This window comes from uncultured Jannaschia sp. (assembly GCF_947494025.1).
In the GTDB taxonomy this organism is placed as follows: Bacteria; Pseudomonadota; Alphaproteobacteria; order Rhodobacterales; family Rhodobacteraceae; genus Jannaschia.
Genome location: NZ_CANLTQ010000001.1, coordinates 555436 through 572255 on the forward strand (window position 1 = coordinate 555436; position 16820 = coordinate 572255).

The window sequence follows — 16820 nt, forward strand, 5'->3', positions numbered from 1 at the left end:
TCCCCCGTCCAGTGTCTCAAAGCCCCGGCACGGCGGCCGCGCGGCCGAAGACCATGACGTTGCCTGCCGGCATCTCCACCACCTCGACGTCGAAGCCCAGCACGCGCAGCACGGTCTCCAGCACCGCGATATCCTTCAGGCCCACGGCCTCGTCCTGCGCGCGCAGGCCGGCGTCGAAGGCGCGGTCGGCGGCGCTGATCGCGCGGCCGTTGCGCAGGAACGGGCCGTAGATCGCCATCGTGCCGCCGGGCGAGAGCGCGCGGTGCGCCTCGTCGAGGAGCACCGACATCTCGCCGTCGGACACGAGGTGCAGCAGGTTGACGATCACGACCGCGTCCACCGAGCCCGGCGTGGCCCAGCCGGTGCGGCAGGCGTCGAGCTCCGTCGCCTCCATCACGTTCGGCAGGCCCCGGCAATGCGCGTCGATCGAGGCGCGGCGGGTGGCGTCCGGCTCCGTCGGATGGAAGATCACGTCGGGCCGATGCGCGGCCAGCGCGGCGATGTGCTGCCCGGTTCCGGACGCGATCTCCAGCACGTGACCCGTTTGCGGCAGGCGCGGCAGCAGCGCGTCGAGGATCGGTCGGAGGTTGCGATCCGCGGATGGCGCCGTCATCCGGCCCTCCGCATCCGTCTCCGCGTCCATTCCCGCCGTGCTGAGCCGACGGATCACGCGAAGCGCCCCGGATCGAGGGCCGCGACGGTTTGCGGGTCGAGCGCGGGCGGCCGCCCCGCCATCAGGTCGGCGAGCAGGGCCGACGCGGCCGGGGCGGTCTGGAAGCCGTAGCCGCCCTGCCCGGCGAACCACCACAGACCCGGACGCGCCGCGGGTCCGATCACGAGCGAGCGGTCGGGCGCGAAGGTGCGCAACCCGGCCCAGGTCGAAAGCGGACGCGTGACCGTCACCGTCACCGCCCTCTGGTAGCGGTCCAGCCCCTCGGCCAGGGTCATGTCGTCCGCGAAGGCATCCATCGGCGCCGACGGAACCTCCTCGGCCGGCGACACGATCAAGGCACCGGCATCCGGCTTGGCGTACCACGCCTCGTCCACGCCAAGCAGCATGGGCCAGCCGGCGACGTCGTGCCCCCCGGGCGCCGCGATCCGCGCCATGGAGCGGCGGAGCGGCCCGAGGCCGAGCGGGGCCAGACCGGCCAGCGCCGCCACGGAATCGGCCCAGGGCCCGGCCGCGATCACCACCTCGCGGGCCGTGATCTCCGCGGCGCCTGCGCCGACCGACCAGCCGCCGGACACGGGCGCGATCCGGTCCACCCGCCGCCCGGTCGCGATTTCGCCGGCCGCGCGGATCGTCGCGAGACAGCTTTGCAGCATCCGGTCCGTGTCGATGTCGAAGGCCTCCGCATCCACAGCCACGCGCGTCACCGCGTCCGACAGGATCGGCACCATCCCGCGCGCCGTTTCCACATCCGTCTCGCGCAGCCCCATGACATTCAGGTCACGCTCGAACGTCGCTTCCTCCCCCGCGCACCCGACCAGCATCAGGCCGCGCGGGCCAAGCCATCCGCCGGCCTCGTGGGCGGCGCGCGAGGCGCGGTTGAGCGCGACGACCGACGCCGCGCCGTAGCTTTCCTCGAAAAGGGCGGCGGAGCGGCCGGTGGCGTGGTATCCGAACGCGTCCTCCGCCTCCCACAGCGCGACGGAGCCGAGCGATGCCAGCGCCGCCCCGGCCGCCGCGCCGGCGATGCCGCCGCCGATTATCAGAATATCGCGATCCACGGCCGCTCCCTTTCACATCGTTCCTTGTTGTCTCAACCGTCAGCGGCTGGCACGGCCGGTTCCGCCCCGTTTCCGCTCGTCCGGTCTCTCACGCCTCTTCCAGCCGGTCCGTGGCCGGTGCGGGCGTCGGGCCGAGCGCGTCGAGCCGGTCCTTCAGCGCCGGATCGAGCGCAAGGTCCATCGCGGCGAGCGAGGGCGCGAGCTGTTCGGCGTCCCGCGCGCTGACGATCGGCGCGGTTACGGCCGGATTGGCCGCGGCCCACGCCACGGCCAGCGTCGCCGGATGGTGCCCGGACTCGGCCGCGATCTCCGCGAGGCCCACGGCGGCGCGGTGCATCCATTCCGGTCCGTAGCGTTTGGCGTAGCGGTCGTCGGTCGTCAGCCGTCCGGTTCCGCCGCGCGCGTACTTGCCCGACAGGAGGCCGCCGCCCAGCGGGGAATAGGGTGCGACGGCGATGCCCTCGGACGCGGCCATCGGCAGAAGCTCCACCTCCGCCTGCCGCTTCACGAGGTTGTACATCGGCTGGATCATGTCGATGCGGATGTCGAAGCGCGCGGCCACCGCCTGCGCCTTCATCACCTGCCAGGCGGCGAAGTTGCTGACCGCGACGTGGCGGATCGTGCCCGCGTGCCGGAACTCCGCCAGTGTCTCGAAGCTCGCCTCGAGCGGCGTGTCGCCGTCCCAGCGATGGAGGTAGAGGATGTCGATCACGTCGGCGCCGAGGCGCGCGCGGCTTTCCTCGAGGCTCGCGCGGATGTTTTCCGGCGACGCGCCGCCGGAATAGGCGGCCTTGGTCGCGATCACGAGCGCGTCGCGCTCGGCGGCGGCGAAGCGGCCGAGCAGCGTTTCCGAACGGCCCCCGGTATAGGCGTGGGCCGTGTCGAAGAAATTGATGCCGGCCGCGCGGCAGGTTTCGTACATGGCGCGCGACGCGGTCTCGTCGGCATTGCCGCCGAATTGCATGGCGCCGAAGCAGAGGGGCGAAAGGGCGGAGCCATCGGAGGCTGTGATGGTGTGCATGCCCATTCGTGCCATGCGCGGCCGCATCCGCCAAGTCCCGGCGGTGCGGCATGGCGGCCCCGGCGGACGGGACGGGTCGTCCGCCCGGCCGCGAGGGCCGCCGACGCGGACTCAGTTCGGGATTTCGCCCGTGATCCCCTCGACATAGAAATCCATGCCGGCGAGCTCGCCATCCTCGGCCACCTCGCCCTCGGCCAGCCATTCGCTGCCGTCCTGCTTGTTGATGGGGCCGGTGAACGGGTGGTAGCTGCCGTCCGAGATGTTCGCGATCATCTCCTCGGCGGCGGCCTTGGCCTCCGCGGGCACGGCGTCGGTGATCTCCCCGATCACGACTTCGCCCTCCGGCATGCCGCCCCAGCTCGCCTGCTGCTTCCAGGTCCCGTCCATCACCGCGCCGACCCGGTCGATGTAATAGGGCGCCCAGTTGTCGATGATCGAGGCGACCCGCGGTTCGGGCTTGAACTCGGCCATGTCGGAGGCCTGCCCGAAGGTGAAGACGCGGCCGCCATTCGCGTTGGCCTCCTCCGCGGCGGCCTGCGGCGCGGTCGAGTCGGTGTGCTGCAGGATGACGTCCACGCCCTGGTCGATCATCGCGCGCGCGGCGTCGGCCTCCTTGGCGGGGTCGAACCAGGTATAGGCCCAGGTCACGACCATCTCGACATCGGGGTTGATCTTCCTGGCGTGCAGGTAGGACGAGTTGATGCCCTGGATGTTCTCGGGGATCGGGAAGGAGCCGATATAGCCGATCTTGTTCGTTTCGGTGAGGTAGCCCGCCAGCGTGCCCAGCACGGCCCGACCCTCGTAGAAGCGCGCGTCGTAGGTGGAGACGTTCGGATGCTCGCGCTTGTAGCCGGTCGCGTGCTCGAACTTCACGTCGGGGAACTTGGCGGCGACCGCGTTGGTCGCGTCGCCGAAGCCGAACGAGGTGGTGAAGATGATGTCCGCGCCGCCGAGCGCCATCTGCGTGATCGCCCGCTCCGCGTCGGCGCCCTCGGGGACCGATTCCTGGTACACGGTCTCGACCCGGTCGCCGAATTCCTCCTCGAGCGCGAGGCGGCCCTGGTCATGCTGATAGGTCCAGCCGCCGTCGCCGATCGGGCCGACATAGATGAACCCGACCTTGGTGGGGTCGTCCTGTGCCATGGCCGGGCCGGCGAGGCCGAGCGTCGCCGCAAGGGCGAGGAATGTCTTGAACGTCATGGAAAGCTCCCGGTTGGATCGCCCCTCTCAGGTGGAGGCGTGGAAAGGTCTGGCCAGATCGGCGGGGGCGGCCCCGCCCCGTCCGGCGCGGACGGATATGAGCACGAGGACGAGGATGGTGACAAGGTAGGGCGCGGCCGAGAGCAGCTCGACCGGGACGCGCGCGCCCGCCGTCTGCAGGTTGAGCTGCAGAACCGTGATGCCGCCGAAAAGATAGGCGCCGACCAGAACCCGCTCCGCCCGCCAGGAGGCGAAGACCACGATGGCGAGCGCGATCCAGCCCGCCCCGGCGGTCATCCCCTCGGTCCATTGCGGCACCCGCACGAGCGAAAGGTAGGCTCCGCCGAGCCCCGCGCAGGCGCCGCCGAAGGCGATCGCCAGCATCCGGACCCGGCGCACGTGGTAGCCGAGCGCGTGGGCGGCGTCGTGGCTTTCCCCCACCGCGCGCAGGATCAGGCCCGCACGGGTGAAGCGCAGGAACGCCCAGACGCCCAGGACGAGGAGAAGGGAAAGATAGACGATCGGGTCGTGCCCGAAAACGACGCGGCCGACGAAAGGCAGATCGGAGAGCGCGCCGAGGTCGATCCGGCCGAGCGAGGTCGCCTTGATCCCGACATAGCCCTGCCCGATCAGCGCGGAAAGCCCCAGCCCGAACAGCGTGAGCGCGAGACCCGTCGCCACCTGGTTCGACAGCAGCACCTGCGTCAGCAACCCGAACAGGAGCGCCATCGCCGCGCCCCCGATCGCCGCGGCGAGGAACCCGGCCCAGGGCGAGCCGGTCTCGATGGCGGCGACGAAGCCGGTCACGGCGCCCATGATCATCATCCCCTCCACCCCGAGGTTCAGGACGCCGGCCTTCTCGACCACCATCTCGCCGAGGGCCGCGAGCAGGATCGGCGTCGCCGCGACCATGAGCGAGGCGACGAGAAGCGTGGGGGAGATCGCGGAAAGGTCCATCAGCCAGGCTCGCCTTGTGGTCGCGGGCGGCGGCGGGCGGCCGGGCACACAGCTCCGCTCATGCCAACGCCCCCCGTCCGACCCGCACCCGGAAGTTCGACAGCACGTCCACCGCCAGCAGGAAGAACAGCAACATCCCCTGGAACGCGCTGATCGCGGCGCCGGGAATGCCGAGATTGGCCGCCGCGTTGTCGCCGCCCACATAGGTCACCGCCATCAGAAGCCCCGCCGCGACGATGCCGAGCGGATTCAGCCGTCCAAGGAACGCGACGATGATCGCGGTGAATCCGTAGCCGCTCGCGAAGTCGATGCTGATCTGTCCCGCCGGGCCCGTCACCTCGAAGAGCCCCGCCAGTCCCGCGAGCAGGCCCGACAGGCCGAGGCAGAAGAGCACCAGCCGCGCCGGCGCCACGCCCGCGAAACGCGCCGCGCGGGGCGCCTGCCCGGCCAGGCGGATGTGGAAGCCCATCAGGTGTCGGGTCATTAGCACATGCGCGAAGATCACCGCGATCACGGCCGCGACCACGCCCCAGTGCATTCCTGTCCCCGCGATCAGCTCGGGGTTCGCCGATGCCTCCCACTGCGCGAGGTTGCGCGAGCCCGGAAAGCCCACCGCCTCGGGGTTGCGGAGCCAGCCCACCGCGGCCGAGGCCAGAAGATTGTCGGCCACGTAGACCAGCATCAGCGAGACGAGGATCTCGTTCGTGCCGAGCGTGACCTTCAGCACCGCCGGGATCATCGCCCAGAGAAATCCGCCCAGCGCGCCGCACACGACCATCAGCGGGAAGATCAGCACGCTCTCGGACGGATGGAAGGCCAGCCCCGCCGCCGCGCCCGCGATGGCGCCCACGATGTACTGCCCCTCCGCCCCGATGTTCCAGATGCCGGCGCGGAACCCGATGGCCAGCCCCGCCGCGATGAGGACGAGCGGCGCGGCCTTCACCAGAAGCTGTGCCCGGAAGTACCACGCGAACTCGCCCATGACCGGATCCCAGAAGATCGTGCGCAGCGCCTCCACCGGATCCTTGCCCAGGGCCGCGAACATCAGCCCGCCCGCCATCATCGTCAGCGCGACGGCGAGGAGCGGCGAGGCCGCGCCCCAGGCGCGCGACGGCGTCGGGCGACGCTCCAGCCGGATCACGCCGGCGCCCCGCGAACGGACGGCTCAGGCATGCGTCGCCTCCATGTCATGCGCCCCGCCCAGCATCAGGCCGACCCGCTCCATCGTCAGCTCCGCCGTGGGCACGGGCGTGCCGAGCCGCCCGGCGTTCAGCGCGGCGAAGCGGTCGGAGATTTCCAGAAGCTCGTCGAGATCCTGCGAAACGACGATCACGCCCGCACCTCCGGCGGCGAGGTCGAGCAGAGCCTGCCGGATGGCGCCCGCCGCCGCCGCGTCCACGCCCCAGGTCGGCTGGTTCACGACCAGCACGCGGGGTTCCTGCAGGACCTCGCGACCGATCACGAACTTCTGCAGGTTGCCACCCGACAGGCTGCGCGCGGCGACCCCGGCCCCGGGCGTGCGGACGTCGAAGCGGGCGATGACCTCGTCCGCGAAGTCCCGCGCACGGCCCCAGTCGAGAAAGCCGCGCCGGAGCATCCCCTTCCGCGCCGCGCCCGTCAGCGCCGCGTTCTCGGTCAGCGTCATGTCCGGCGCGGCGGCATGGCCCAGCCGCTCCTCCGGCCCGGTCAGAAGCCCCGCCCGGCGCCGCGCGACGGGCCCGAGGCGGGAGACGTCGGCGCCCTCGAAGACGACCGAACCGGGCGTCGCGAGGCGCTCGCCCGACAGCGCGGCCAGCAGCTCGTCCTGTCCGTTTCCCGCGACCCCGCCGATGCCCAGAACCTCGCCCGCGCGGAGCTCGAACGACACCTCGCGAAGCGGCATGCCGAATTGCGACAGGGGCGGCAGCGACAATGCCTCGACGCGCAAGAGCGTGTCCCCAGGCGCCCCCCCGCCCGCCTTCGGCGCGGAGAGCTTCGCGCCCACCATCCGCTCGGCAAGCTCCGCCGCCGAGGTCTCGCGCGGGTCGCATCCGCCCACCACGCGCCCACCCCTGAGGATCGTGGCGGCGTCGCACAGCGCGCGGATCTCCTCGAGCTTGTGGGAGATGTAGAGGATCGACGTCCCTTGCGCCGAAAGCTGCCGGAGCGTGGCGAAGAGGATCCCCACCTCCTGCGGGGTCAGGACACTGGTCGGCTCGTCCATGATGAGAAGGCGCGGCTCCTGCAGGAGGCAACGCACGATCTCCACCCGCTGCCGCTCTCCCGCCGACAGGTCGCCCACCCGCCGCGCGGGATCGAGCGGCAGGCCGTATTCCTCCGACACGGCGCGGATGCGGCGGGCGAGGTCGCGGATGGGCGGCGGCGTCTCCATGCCGAGCGCCACGTTCTCGGCCACGCTCAGCGCGTCGAACAGGCTGAAATGCTGGAACACCATCGCAACGCCCGCCGCCCGCGCCTCGCGCGGCTCGGTCGGGGCGAAAGGGTATCCGTCAAGACGCATCCGCCCCCGGTCGGGCTTGACCAAGCCGTAGATCGTCTTGACCAGCGTCGACTTGCCCGCCCCGTTCTCGCCCAGAAGCGCATGAACCCCGCCGCGCGCGATGGCGAAGGACACGTCGTCGTTGGCCACCACGCCGGGATAGGCCTTGGTCAGCCCCTCGAGTTCCAGAAGTGCGGTCAAGCGCGCGTCCCCTCGTGCGCCTCTGCGGGCGCGTCGCCGGAGAGTAGACTCGCCGCCACGCCCACGGCAATGGCCTGGGGGTGCTTGCCCAGACGCGTGTCGCCGATCGGGCAGCGGATGCGCGCGATCGCCTCCCTTTCGTGCCCGAGCGCCGCGAGCCGCGACCGGAACCGCGCCCATTTCGTGGCCGACCCGATCAGCCCGCAGGACGCGAAGCCCCGTTCCAGCGCCGCGTGGCAGAGCGCGAAGTCGATCTCATGGCTGTAGGTCAGAATGAGGTGATGCGCGTCGCCCGGCGCATGCGCCATCGCGCGCGGCATGTCGGCCGCGACAAGCCGCGTAACCCCATCCGGCACCGTGCCGAACCGCGCGGCGGCAACGTCGGCCCAGGTGATCGCGAGCGCCGGCAGGGGCGCCAGCACGCCCGCGAGCGCCGCCCCGACATGGCCCGCCCCCCAGATCCAGACGGGTCGCGCCGCCGGGGCCGCCTCCTCCCGCAACCAGCCTTCGGCGAAGGCGAAACCGCGCAGTCCGGGCGCCGGCCGCGTTCCCTCCACCCGCCGGAGCCACGGCAGGTCCGGCACCGTGTCGAGCCGTTCGAAGACCAGCGTCACCGCGCCGCCGCAGCATTGCGCGAGCGCGGGGCCGAGCGGCATCCGCTCCACCCGCGGCCCGCCCGAGGCCAGCACCTCCCGCGCGAGTCCGAGCGCCCGCCATTCCAGCGCCCCGCCGCCGATCGTGCCGTCGAAGCCGTCCGCCCAGACGACCATCGACGTTCCCGCCCCGCGCGGCACCGACCCCCGCGCCTCCGCGACCAGGATCCGGACGACCGGCCCATGCGCCACGATCAGCGCGCCCAGCCGCGCCGCGTCGAGGCTCACCCGAGCCGCCGCACCGCGCCCAGCACGCGCTCCGCCGTCGCCGGCGCGTCGAGCGCGGGGTAGCCCGTCCCGCAGGCCGCCACCGCGTCCGAGAGCGCGAGGAACACGCTAATCCCGTGCATCAAGGGCGGCTCGCCCACGGCCTTTGAGCGGTAGATCGTTTCTTCGGGATTCGGCGCATCCCAGAGCGCGACCTCGAAGACCTCCGGCACATCCGAGGCACAGGGGATCTTGTAGGTCGAAGGCGCATGCGTCCGGAGCCGCCCGGCCGCGTCCCAGACCAGCTCCTCCGTCGTGAGCCAGCCCGCGCCCTGCACGAAGCCGCCCTCGATCTGACCGAGGTCGAGCGCCGGATTCAGCGAGGCGCCGGCATCGTGGAGGATGTCGGTCCTGAGGATCCGGTTCTCCCCCGTGAGCGTGTCGATCACCACCTCGGAGCAGGCCGCGCCGTAGGCGAAGTAGTAGAACGGCCGCCCCCGGCCCGCCGCCCGGTCCCACTCGATCTCCGGCGTGGCGTAGAAGCCCGTCGCGGAGAGCGAGACACGGCCCGCATAGGCCATCGCCGCTGCCTCCTCGAACGGATAGGTCGCGCCGCCGACCGATACCGCGTCATCCGCGAAGACGACCGATGCCGTCTCCGCCTGATGCGTCTCGGCCAGAAACGCCGCGATCCGGTCGCGGATCGTATCGCAGGCCGCGCGCACCGCCATCCCGTTCAGATCCGCTCCCGAGGAGGCCGCCGTGGCCGAGGTGTTCGGGACCTTGCCCGTATCCGTCGCCGTCACCCGCACGCGCGCCAGATCGCAGCCGAAACGGTCGGCCGCCACCTGCACGACCTTGGAATGCAGCCCCTGCCCCATCTCCGTCCCGCCGTGGTTCAGATGGATCGAGCCGTCGGCATAGACGTGGACCAGCGCTCCCGCCTGATTGAGATGCGTGAGCGTGAAGCTGATCCCGAACTTCACCGGCGTCAGCGCGATCCCGCGCTTCAGGACCGGGTTCGCCGTGTTCCATTCGGCCACACGCCGGCGCCGCCCCGCATAGTCGCAGCTTTCAGCCAGCCGCGCGGTCAGCGCGCCAAGGCAGGAATCCGTGACCGCCTGGCCGTAATGCGTCCGGCCCGTCCCGCCCATCGGCGTCTTTGCTTTCGAAATATCCCCGCCGGAGGCTCTTCCCGCGCCCCGCGCGTCCGCGTAGAAGTTCGCCCGCCTGATCTCCAGCGGATCGCGCCCGACCGCATGCGCGACATGGTCCATCACCCGCTCGATCCCGAGCATGCCCTGCGGCCCGCCGAAGCCGCGGAAGGCGGTGGCGGACTGGGTGTTTGTGCGAAGCCGCCAGCTCTCGATCGACATGGCGGGGATGTCGTAGGCGTTGTCGGCGTGCAGCATCGCCCGGTCGGCCACCGGCAGCGACAGGTCCTGGCTCCAGCCGCAGCGCGTCCAGTGCCGGAACCGCACGGCCAGCACCCGGCCCGCGTCGTCGTGTCCGACCTCGTAGGCCACACGGAAGTCGTGCCGCTTGCCGGTCACGACGAAATCGTCGTCGCGGTCGTAGCGCATCCGGCACGCGCGGCCCGTCCGCTCGGCCGCGACGGCGCAGGCAACGGCGAGCGCGTTGCCCTGGCTCTCCTTGCCGCCGAACGCCCCGCCCATGCGCCGGACCTCGGAGCGGACCGCATGCATCGCCACGCCCAGCGCCTCGGCCACCTTGTGCTGGATCTCGGTCGGGTGCTGGGTCGATGTCAGAACGTGCATCTCCCCCGCCTCGGACGGGATCGCCAACGCGGCGTGACCTTCGAGGTAGAAATGCTCCTGTCCACCGATCTCGATCCGGCCCTCCAGGCGGTGCGCCGCCGCCGCAAGGCCCGCCGCCACATCCCCGTCCGTCCACAGGCGCGGTCCGCCGTCGAACCAGCTTTCCGCCGCAAGCGCGGCCTCGATGTCGAGAATCGCGGACGCCTCCGTCACGCGCGCCTCGTGCAGCCGCGCCGCCCGCCGGGCGGCGAGATGCGTGTCGGCGAGGACCAGATAGAGCGGCTGTCCCGCGTAGTGGATCTCGCCCGTGCAGAGGAGCGGCTCGTCCCCGTTCGAGGGCGAACAATCCGGCATCGGGTCCAGATCCTCGGCCGTCAGCACCGCCACCACGCCCGGCGCAGCGCGCACCGCCGACAGGTCGAGCGCGTCGAGCCGCCCCCGCGCCACCTCCGACAGCCCGAAGGCCAGATGCAGGCAGCCCTTCGGCGCGGGAATGTCATCGGTGTAGCGTGCCGTGCCGGTGACATGGAGGCGCGCGCTCTCGTGCGGGAGGGGCTTCGCGACGCTCATGCCCGCACCGCGAGGATCGAGGGCGCGTCCGTGGCCAGCCGCCGCAGCATCCCCTGCGCCGCCTGCAACCGGTAGCCCGCCGAGGCGCGCATGTCCGAAAGGGGCGTAAAGTCCTCCGCCAGCGCCTCCGCCGCCGCCGCGAGCGCCTCCGCGTTCCGCGTCCGCCCCTCGAGCGCCGCCTCCGCGGCCCGCGCGCGTTTCGGGATGCCGGCCATTCCGCCGAAGGCGATCCGCACGCCGCGAAGCGCACCGTCGACCTCGGACAGGTTGAACGCGCCGCAAACGGCCGAGATGTCCTGATCGAACCGCTTCGACAGCTTGTGGCAGACGAGGCTGTCGGCTTGCCGGGGGATCGTCACCCCCGCGACGAACTCGCCCGGTTGGCGATCCTGCCGGCCGTAATCGAGGTAGAAGTCCTCCAGCGGGATCGACCGCCGCGCCGCACCGCGCCGCAGGTGCAGCATGGCCCCCAGCGCGATCAGCGGCGGCGGCGAGTCCCCGATGGGCGAGCCGTTGGCGATATTTCCGCCGATCGTCGCCGCGTTGCGGACCTGCACGCTGCCGTAGCGGCGCAGGAGCTCGGCGAAGGACGGGTGGTGCGGTGCGATCGCCGCGCGCAGCGTCTCCGCATCGGTCATCGCGCCGATCTCGATGGCGTCGTCGGTCACCGCGACGCCGCGCAGGTCGTCGCAACCGGCAAGGAAGGCGATCTCGTCCAGCGCGCGGAACTGCTTCGTCACCCATAGGCCGATATCGGTCGCCCCGGCGACGAGCGTGGCGTCGGGATGCCCGACATACCAATCCGCCAGCTCGTCGGCGCTCCGCGGATGAAACGTGCGGGCATTCCGGACCGCCGGCGCGGGCGCCGTGTCACGCATGTGGTCCGGAACCGAGGCGTCCTCGACGTCTTGCGCCGCGCGCAGGATCGGGGCGTAGCCGGTGCAGCGGCAAAGGTTTCCCGCGATCTGATCGGCATGATCGGTCGCGCCCCGCGCATGCGCCGCCGCCAGCGTGGTCACGAAGCCCGGCGTGCAGAACCCGCATTGCGAGCCGTGTCGGTCGATCATCGCCTGCTGCACCGGATGCATCGCGCCGTCCGGCCCCGTCAATCCCTCCACGGTCCGCACGGCACGCCCGGCGAGCTGCGGCAGGAACAGGATGCAGGCGTTGAGCGCGCGGGGTGCCTCGTCCGCGCCGGTCACGATGACGGAGCAGGCCCCGCAATCGCCTTCGTTGCAGCCTTCCTTCGTGCCCAGCAGCCCCGCCTCGGTCCGGAGCCAGTCGAGCAGCGTCGTAGTCGGATTGTCGGTCGTGGCGGTGACGTCCTCGCCGTTCAGACGGAAATCGATTTCCATGACACAGGGTCCGCCGCGTTACGGATGCCCCGAAGAGCCCCCCTCGATGCGGCGTAGAGGGGGCGGGTGGGCTCGATAGGAGCGCGCCCGCGCGGTGAATGCAAGGGGCAGAAGGAGCGCCGCCGCCCGACCGTGAGGCCGGACGCGTCCGGATCGTTCAGATCCGCTGCACCTCGTGGCCCCTGAACCTTGCGGACGCCCCGACCTGCGCGGGTTTGAACACCGCCACGACATAGGCTGCGAGCACCGAGATCGAAATCATCTCGCCCCCGTCCTCCAGCAACAGCAACAGCCCGCTCACGAGCGAGCGGGGGTCTGCGAACGCATGTGCCACATCGACGAGCATTCCGAAGAAGACGACCGCTGCGAACAGGATGGCTGCGACACGAACCTTGTCGCGTTCGCTCCGAGGCGCATCGCGCAGACCGATGATCACGGCAGTCAGGCCGACGACGCCCATCGTGGCCCAGATCACGATCTCATAGAGGAACCCGACCTGGTTCCGGAGGATCGGGAACGTCGACACCAGCAGTTCGGCGCCTCTTTCGTGGAACTGAAGCGAATCATCCGCAAGGACGAGCAGCACGAAGAAGGCGAGCGACAGATGGATCCGATGACCATTTCGCCGCCAAGCGACAACGAGGACGACCGCCATGATCGCCCATTTCACATAGTTCAGGCACTCGCCGGCACTCCAGTCGCGTCCGATATTCAGGAAATCCGGCGTCGCCGACAGATATCCTTTCATGACGGCGACGCCGCAGAGGCCCGTCACGGCGATGAAGAACAAGTCCAAGGCAAGGAGGATCGCGAGCAAGCGCGCATGCAATTTCATGACGGATCTGTAATCGAACAAAAGGGAAATAATGGGAGCATCTTATGTCACAAATCTGTCATGTCCAGCGTTACCAATGGGAAGCTGTAGGCGGACGGCGCGGCGTCACGGATCATCCGTGACTCATCCCGCACGGCGCTTTCGGACGGGCGGCGTGGGCGCTAGACCCGTTTCATGCCCGAGCCTCGATTCGTCCACCTCCGCCTCCATACCGAATATTCCCTGCTCGAAGGGGCGGTGCGGCTGAAATCGCTTCCGGACCTCGTGGCGCGGGCGGAGATGCCGGCGGTCGCGGTGACCGACACCAACAACATGTTCGCCGCGCTCGAGGCGGCGACGGCGCTGAAGGGGCGTGGCATCCAGCCGATCATGGGGTGCCAGATCGACGTGATGCACGATCCCGCGGAGCCCGGACAGAAGCCGAGGAAGCCCGCCCCCGTGGTCCTGCTCGCCAAGGACGAGACCGGCTACGAAAGCCTGATGCGGCTCAATTCCTGCCTGTACCTCGCGCGGCCTGACATGCTGCCGCAGGTGACGCTGGACGAGCTCGCGGCCAACGCGGACGGCCTCATCTGCCTGACTGGCGGGCCAGACGGCGCGGTCGGACGGCTGGTGGCGGACGGGCAGGTCGCGAAGGCCGAGGCCGTGCTCGACCGACTCCATGCGATCTACGGCGACCGGCTCTACGTGGAGCTTCAGCGCCACCACAAGCCCGAGGCGACGGAGCGCTTCCACGTGGAGGCGGCCTACGCCAAAGGCATCCCGCTCGTGGCCACGAACGACGTCTACTTCCCGGAGGCGTCGATGCACGAGGCGCATGACGCGTTTCTGTGCATCGCCGAGGGGGCCTATGTCGATCAGGCCGCGCCGCGTCGCCGGGTCACGCCGCGCCACCACTTCGCCACCCAGTCGGAGATGGCCGCGCTCTTCGCCGACTTGCCGGAGGCGCTCGAGAACAGTGTCGAGATTGCCCGCCGCTGCGCCTTCGCCGCCTACGGACGCGCCCCGATCCTGCCGCGCTTCGCCGAGGACGAGGTGGAGGAGCTGCGCCGGCAGGCGAAGGAGGGGCTCGCCGCGCGGCTCGCCGTGATCCCACACGCGGCGCCGGTGGCCGATTACGAGGCGCGGCTCGACTACGAGCTCGGCATCATCGAGGGGATGGGCTTTCCCGGCTACTTCCTGATCGTCGCGGACTTCATCAAGTGGGCGAAGGACCAGAGCATCCCCGTGGGACCGGGACGCGGCTCGGGCGCGGGCTCTCTCGTGGCCTACGCCCTCACCATCACCGACCTCGACCCGCTGCGCTACGCGCTCCTGTTCGAGCGGTTCCTGAACCCCGAGCGGGTGTCGATGCCGGACTTCGACATCGACTTCTGCATGGACCGCCGCGAGGAGGTCATTCACTACGTGCAGGAGCGCTACGGCCGCGAGAAGGTCGGACAGATCATCACCTTCGGCGCGCTTCTGTCGAAAGCCGCGGTCCGCGACGTGGGTCGCGTGCTCGGCATGTCGTATTTCCAGTGCGACCAGCTGTCCAAGATGATTCCGGTGGAGGGGGTCAAACCCGTCTCGATCACCAAGGCGATGGCCGACGAGCCGCGCCTGCGCGAGGCCGCGCGCGAAAGTGAGCAGGACCGCCGCGACGGGCGCACGAATCCGGTGAAGCGCCTGCTCGACTACGCCGAGAAGCTGGAGGGCCTGCTGCGCAACGCCTCCACCCACGCGGCGGGCGTGGTGATCGGGGACCGGCCGCTCGACCGGCTGGTGCCGCTTTACAAGGATCCGCGCTCGGACATGCCGGCCACCCAGTTCAACATGAAGTGGGTGGAGAAGGCCGGACTCGTGAAGTTCGATTTCCTGGGCCTGAAGACCCTCACGCAGATCCAGAACGCGGTCGAGCTCATCACCGCGACGCGGCCGCTGCACGTGTCCGCCGACGGCCGCGAACTCTACGAGCCGACGCCGGGGACGGAGAACGACGTCAATCTGATCCCCCTCGACGACGCGGCGGCCTACGCGCTGTATTCCGCGGCCCGCACCGTCGCCGTGTTCCAGGTGGAATCGACGGGCATGATGGACGCGCTCCGGCGCATGAAGCCCACCTGCATCGAGGATATCGTGGCGCTGGTCGCGCTCTACCGGCCCGGTCCGATGGAGAACATCCCGAAATATTGCGAGGTCAAGAACGGCCTTTCGGCGCGCGACACGCTGCATCCCTCCATCGACCACATCCTCGACGAGACGCAGGGCATCATCGTCTACCAGGAGCAGGTGATGCAGATCGCGCAGGAGATGGCGGGCTATTCGCTCGGCGGCGCCGACCTGCTGCGCCGCGCGATGGGCAAGAAGATCCAGGCGGAGATGGACGCGCAACGGCCGCTCTTCCTCGAGGGCGCGGCCAAGAACGGCGTCGACAAGACCAAGGCGATGGAGGTCTGGAACCTTCTCGACAAGTTCGCGAATTACGGCTTCAACAAGTCCCACGCCGCCGCCTACGCGGTGGTCAGCTATCAGACGGCCTGGCTCAAGGCGAACCACCCGGTCGAGTTCATGGCCGGGATCATGAACTCCGACATCCACCTGACCGACAAGCTCGCCATCTACGCCGAGGAGGTGCGCAAGTCTGCGGAGCGCGGCGGGCTCGGCCTCGTCATCGTGCCGCCCTGCGTGAACCGGTCGGAGGAATGCTTCACCGTCCGGGACGGTGCGCTGGTCTACGCGCTCGGCGCGCTCAAGAACGTGGGCGTGGAGGCGATGAAGCTCGTGCGCGTCGCGCGGGGTGACGCGCCCTTCGCCACCCTCTACGACTTCGCGCGGCGGGTGGATTTGAAGCGCGTGGGCAAGCGGCCGCTGGAGATGCTGGCCCGCGCCGGCGCCTTCGATCAGATCGATCCGAACCGCGCCCGCGTGCTCGACGCGCTCGACGCGCTGGTGGGTTATTCCGCCGCGATCCACGACCAGCGCGCCTCGAACCAGGTCTCGCTCTTCGGCGAGGCCGGCGAGGACCTGCCCGAGCCGCGCCTTCCCTTCCGGGAGGACTGGCTGCCGGCCGAGCGCCTGGGCGAGGAGTTCAAGGCCATCGGGTTCTACCTGTCGGGCCATCCGCTCGACGATTACATGCCGGCCCTGAAACGCCAGAACGTGATGATGCTTTCGGAGATACAGGCACAGACGGCGCGCGGCCCGATGGTGGCCAAGATCGCCGGGATCGTCGCCGCCCGGCAGGAGCGCAAGTCCGCCCGCGGCAACCGCTTCGCCTTTCTTCAGGCGTCCGACCCGACCGGCGCCTACGAGGCGATGGTCTTTTCCGACACGCTCGACGCCAGCCGCGAGCATCTGGAGGCCGGCTGCCGCGTGATCCTCCAGGTCGAGGCGACGCAGGAATCCGACCAGCTCAAGCTCCTCGCCCGCGCCGTCACCCCGATGGACGAGGCGGTGGAGGCCGGACCGCAGGCGGGCCTGCGCGTCTTTCTCGAGGAGCCGGACGCGATCGGACCGCTGCGGGGCCTGCTCGACCGGCTCGCCGGGGAATCGGGGGCGCGGGGACGCGGGCCGATGCATCTGTGCCTCCTGGGCGACGACCTGCCCGGCGAGGTGGAGCTGCGCCTGCCCGACCTTTACCCGGTCAACCCGCGGGTGAAGGGCGCGCTGCGCTCGCTGCCCGGCGTGGCGATGGTGGAGGACGTCTGAGGCGGCGCCTGCATCCGCCCGCCGACTTTAGCAAACTTTTCTGGACGGAAGCCGTATCTTAAACACTTTTCTGCTGTGAGAGCGCGAGCGCATGCCGCGGCATGCGCGAAGCCTCAACCGATGTCCCGGAAACAACATCCGGG

12 protein-coding genes are annotated in these 16820 nt (G+C 70.3%); 1 reads left to right on the top strand and 11 read right to left on the bottom strand.

All coding sequences use genetic code 11. The annotated features are described in order from the left end of the window. Positions 1 to 16 precede the first annotated feature (16 nt). From Q1B08_RS02780 to Q1B08_RS02830, 11 genes are all read right to left on the bottom strand, one after another. The gene (locus Q1B08_RS02780; protein ID WP_299814314.1) at positions 17 to 613 is read right to left on the bottom strand and encodes a DUF938 domain-containing protein; all 597 of its coding nucleotides are present in this window, start codon (positions 611 to 613) and stop codon (positions 17 to 19) included. A gap of 53 nt (positions 614 to 666) precedes the next feature. Further along, positions 667 to 1731, bottom strand: a complete 1065-nt coding sequence (locus Q1B08_RS02785) for an FAD-dependent oxidoreductase (protein WP_299814317.1) — start codon at positions 1729 to 1731, stop codon at positions 667 to 669. Positions 1732 to 1819: 88 nt separating this feature from the next. After that, complete coding sequence (locus tag Q1B08_RS02790) at positions 1820 to 2758, bottom strand: aldo/keto reductase (RefSeq protein ID WP_299814906.1); 939 nt, start codon at positions 2756 to 2758, stop codon at positions 1820 to 1822. Between the two features lie 105 nt (positions 2759 to 2863). Then, entirely contained in the window at positions 2864 to 3952 is a 1089-nt protein-coding gene (locus Q1B08_RS02795; protein WP_299814320.1) for a BMP family ABC transporter substrate-binding protein, read from the bottom strand. 27 nt (positions 3953 to 3979) lie between these two features. Continuing rightward, positions 3980 to 4909, bottom strand: a complete 930-nt coding sequence (locus Q1B08_RS02800; RefSeq protein WP_299814322.1) for an ABC transporter permease — start codon at positions 4907 to 4909, stop codon at positions 3980 to 3982. Positions 4910 to 4967: 58 nt separating this feature from the next. Continuing rightward, positions 4968 to 6050, bottom strand: coding sequence for an ABC transporter permease (locus tag Q1B08_RS02805; protein WP_299814324.1), 1083 nt, complete (start codon positions 6048 to 6050; stop codon positions 4968 to 4970). Positions 6051 to 6074: 24 nt separating this feature from the next. After that, the gene (locus Q1B08_RS02810; RefSeq protein ID WP_299814326.1) at positions 6075 to 7589 is read right to left on the bottom strand and encodes an ABC transporter ATP-binding protein; all 1515 of its coding nucleotides are present in this window, start codon (positions 7587 to 7589) and stop codon (positions 6075 to 6077) included. Beyond that, the gene (xdhC, locus tag Q1B08_RS02815) at positions 7586 to 8470 is read right to left on the bottom strand and encodes a xanthine dehydrogenase accessory protein XdhC (protein ID WP_299814328.1); all 885 of its coding nucleotides are present in this window, start codon (positions 8468 to 8470) and stop codon (positions 7586 to 7588) included. The genes Q1B08_RS02810 and xdhC overlap by 4 nt, the downstream gene beginning before the upstream one ends. Next, entirely contained in the window at positions 8467 to 10797 is a 2331-nt protein-coding gene (xdhB, locus tag Q1B08_RS02820) for a xanthine dehydrogenase molybdopterin binding subunit (RefSeq protein ID WP_299814330.1), read from the bottom strand. The genes xdhC and xdhB overlap by 4 nt, the downstream gene beginning before the upstream one ends. Beyond that, positions 10794 to 12152 (bottom strand): xanthine dehydrogenase small subunit, encoded by a 1359-nt coding sequence (gene xdhA / locus Q1B08_RS02825; RefSeq protein ID WP_299814333.1) that lies wholly within the window; start codon positions 12150 to 12152, stop codon positions 10794 to 10796. Before xdhA ends, xdhB begins: the two co-directional genes overlap by 4 nt. Before the next feature lie 157 nt (positions 12153 to 12309). Further along, positions 12310 to 12987 (bottom strand): hypothetical protein, encoded by a 678-nt coding sequence (locus Q1B08_RS02830; RefSeq protein WP_299814336.1) that lies wholly within the window; start codon positions 12985 to 12987, stop codon positions 12310 to 12312. A 174-nt stretch (positions 12988 to 13161) separates the two neighbouring features. Between Q1B08_RS02830 and dnaE the strand changes: the two genes are divergently transcribed. Beyond that, positions 13162 to 16677, top strand: a complete 3516-nt coding sequence (gene dnaE, locus Q1B08_RS02835; protein ID WP_299814339.1) for a DNA polymerase III subunit alpha — start codon at positions 13162 to 13164, stop codon at positions 16675 to 16677. Positions 16678 to 16820 lie beyond the last annotated feature (143 nt).

Bases quoted from the DNA above. Each gene is read 5' to 3' on its own strand.
- Q1B08_RS02780 (WP_299814314.1), bottom strand. From the start codon at position 613: ATGACGGCGCCATCCGCGGATCGCAACCTCCGACCGATCCTCGACGCG.
- Q1B08_RS02790 (WP_299814906.1), bottom strand. From the start codon at position 2,758: ATGGGCATGCACACCATCACAGCCTCCGATGGCTCCGCCCTTTCGCCC.
- Q1B08_RS02795 (WP_299814320.1), bottom strand. From the start codon at position 3,952: ATGACGTTCAAGACATTCCTCGCCCTTGCGGCGACGCTCGGCCTCGCC.
- Q1B08_RS02800 (WP_299814322.1), bottom strand. From the start codon at position 4,909: ATGGACCTTTCCGCGATCTCCCCCACGCTTCTCGTCGCCTCGCTCATG.
- xdhB (WP_299814330.1), bottom strand. From the start codon at position 10,797: ATGAGCGTCGCGAAGCCCCTCCCGCACGAGAGCGCGCGCCTCCATGTC.
- xdhA (WP_299814333.1), bottom strand. From the start codon at position 12,152: ATGGAAATCGATTTCCGTCTGAACGGCGAGGACGTCACCGCCACGACC.
- Q1B08_RS02830 (WP_299814336.1), bottom strand. From the start codon at position 12,987: ATGAAATTGCATGCGCGCTTGCTCGCGATCCTCCTTGCCTTGGACTTG.
- dnaE (WP_299814339.1), top strand. From the start codon at position 13,162: ATGCCCGAGCCTCGATTCGTCCACCTCCGCCTCCATACCGAATATTCC.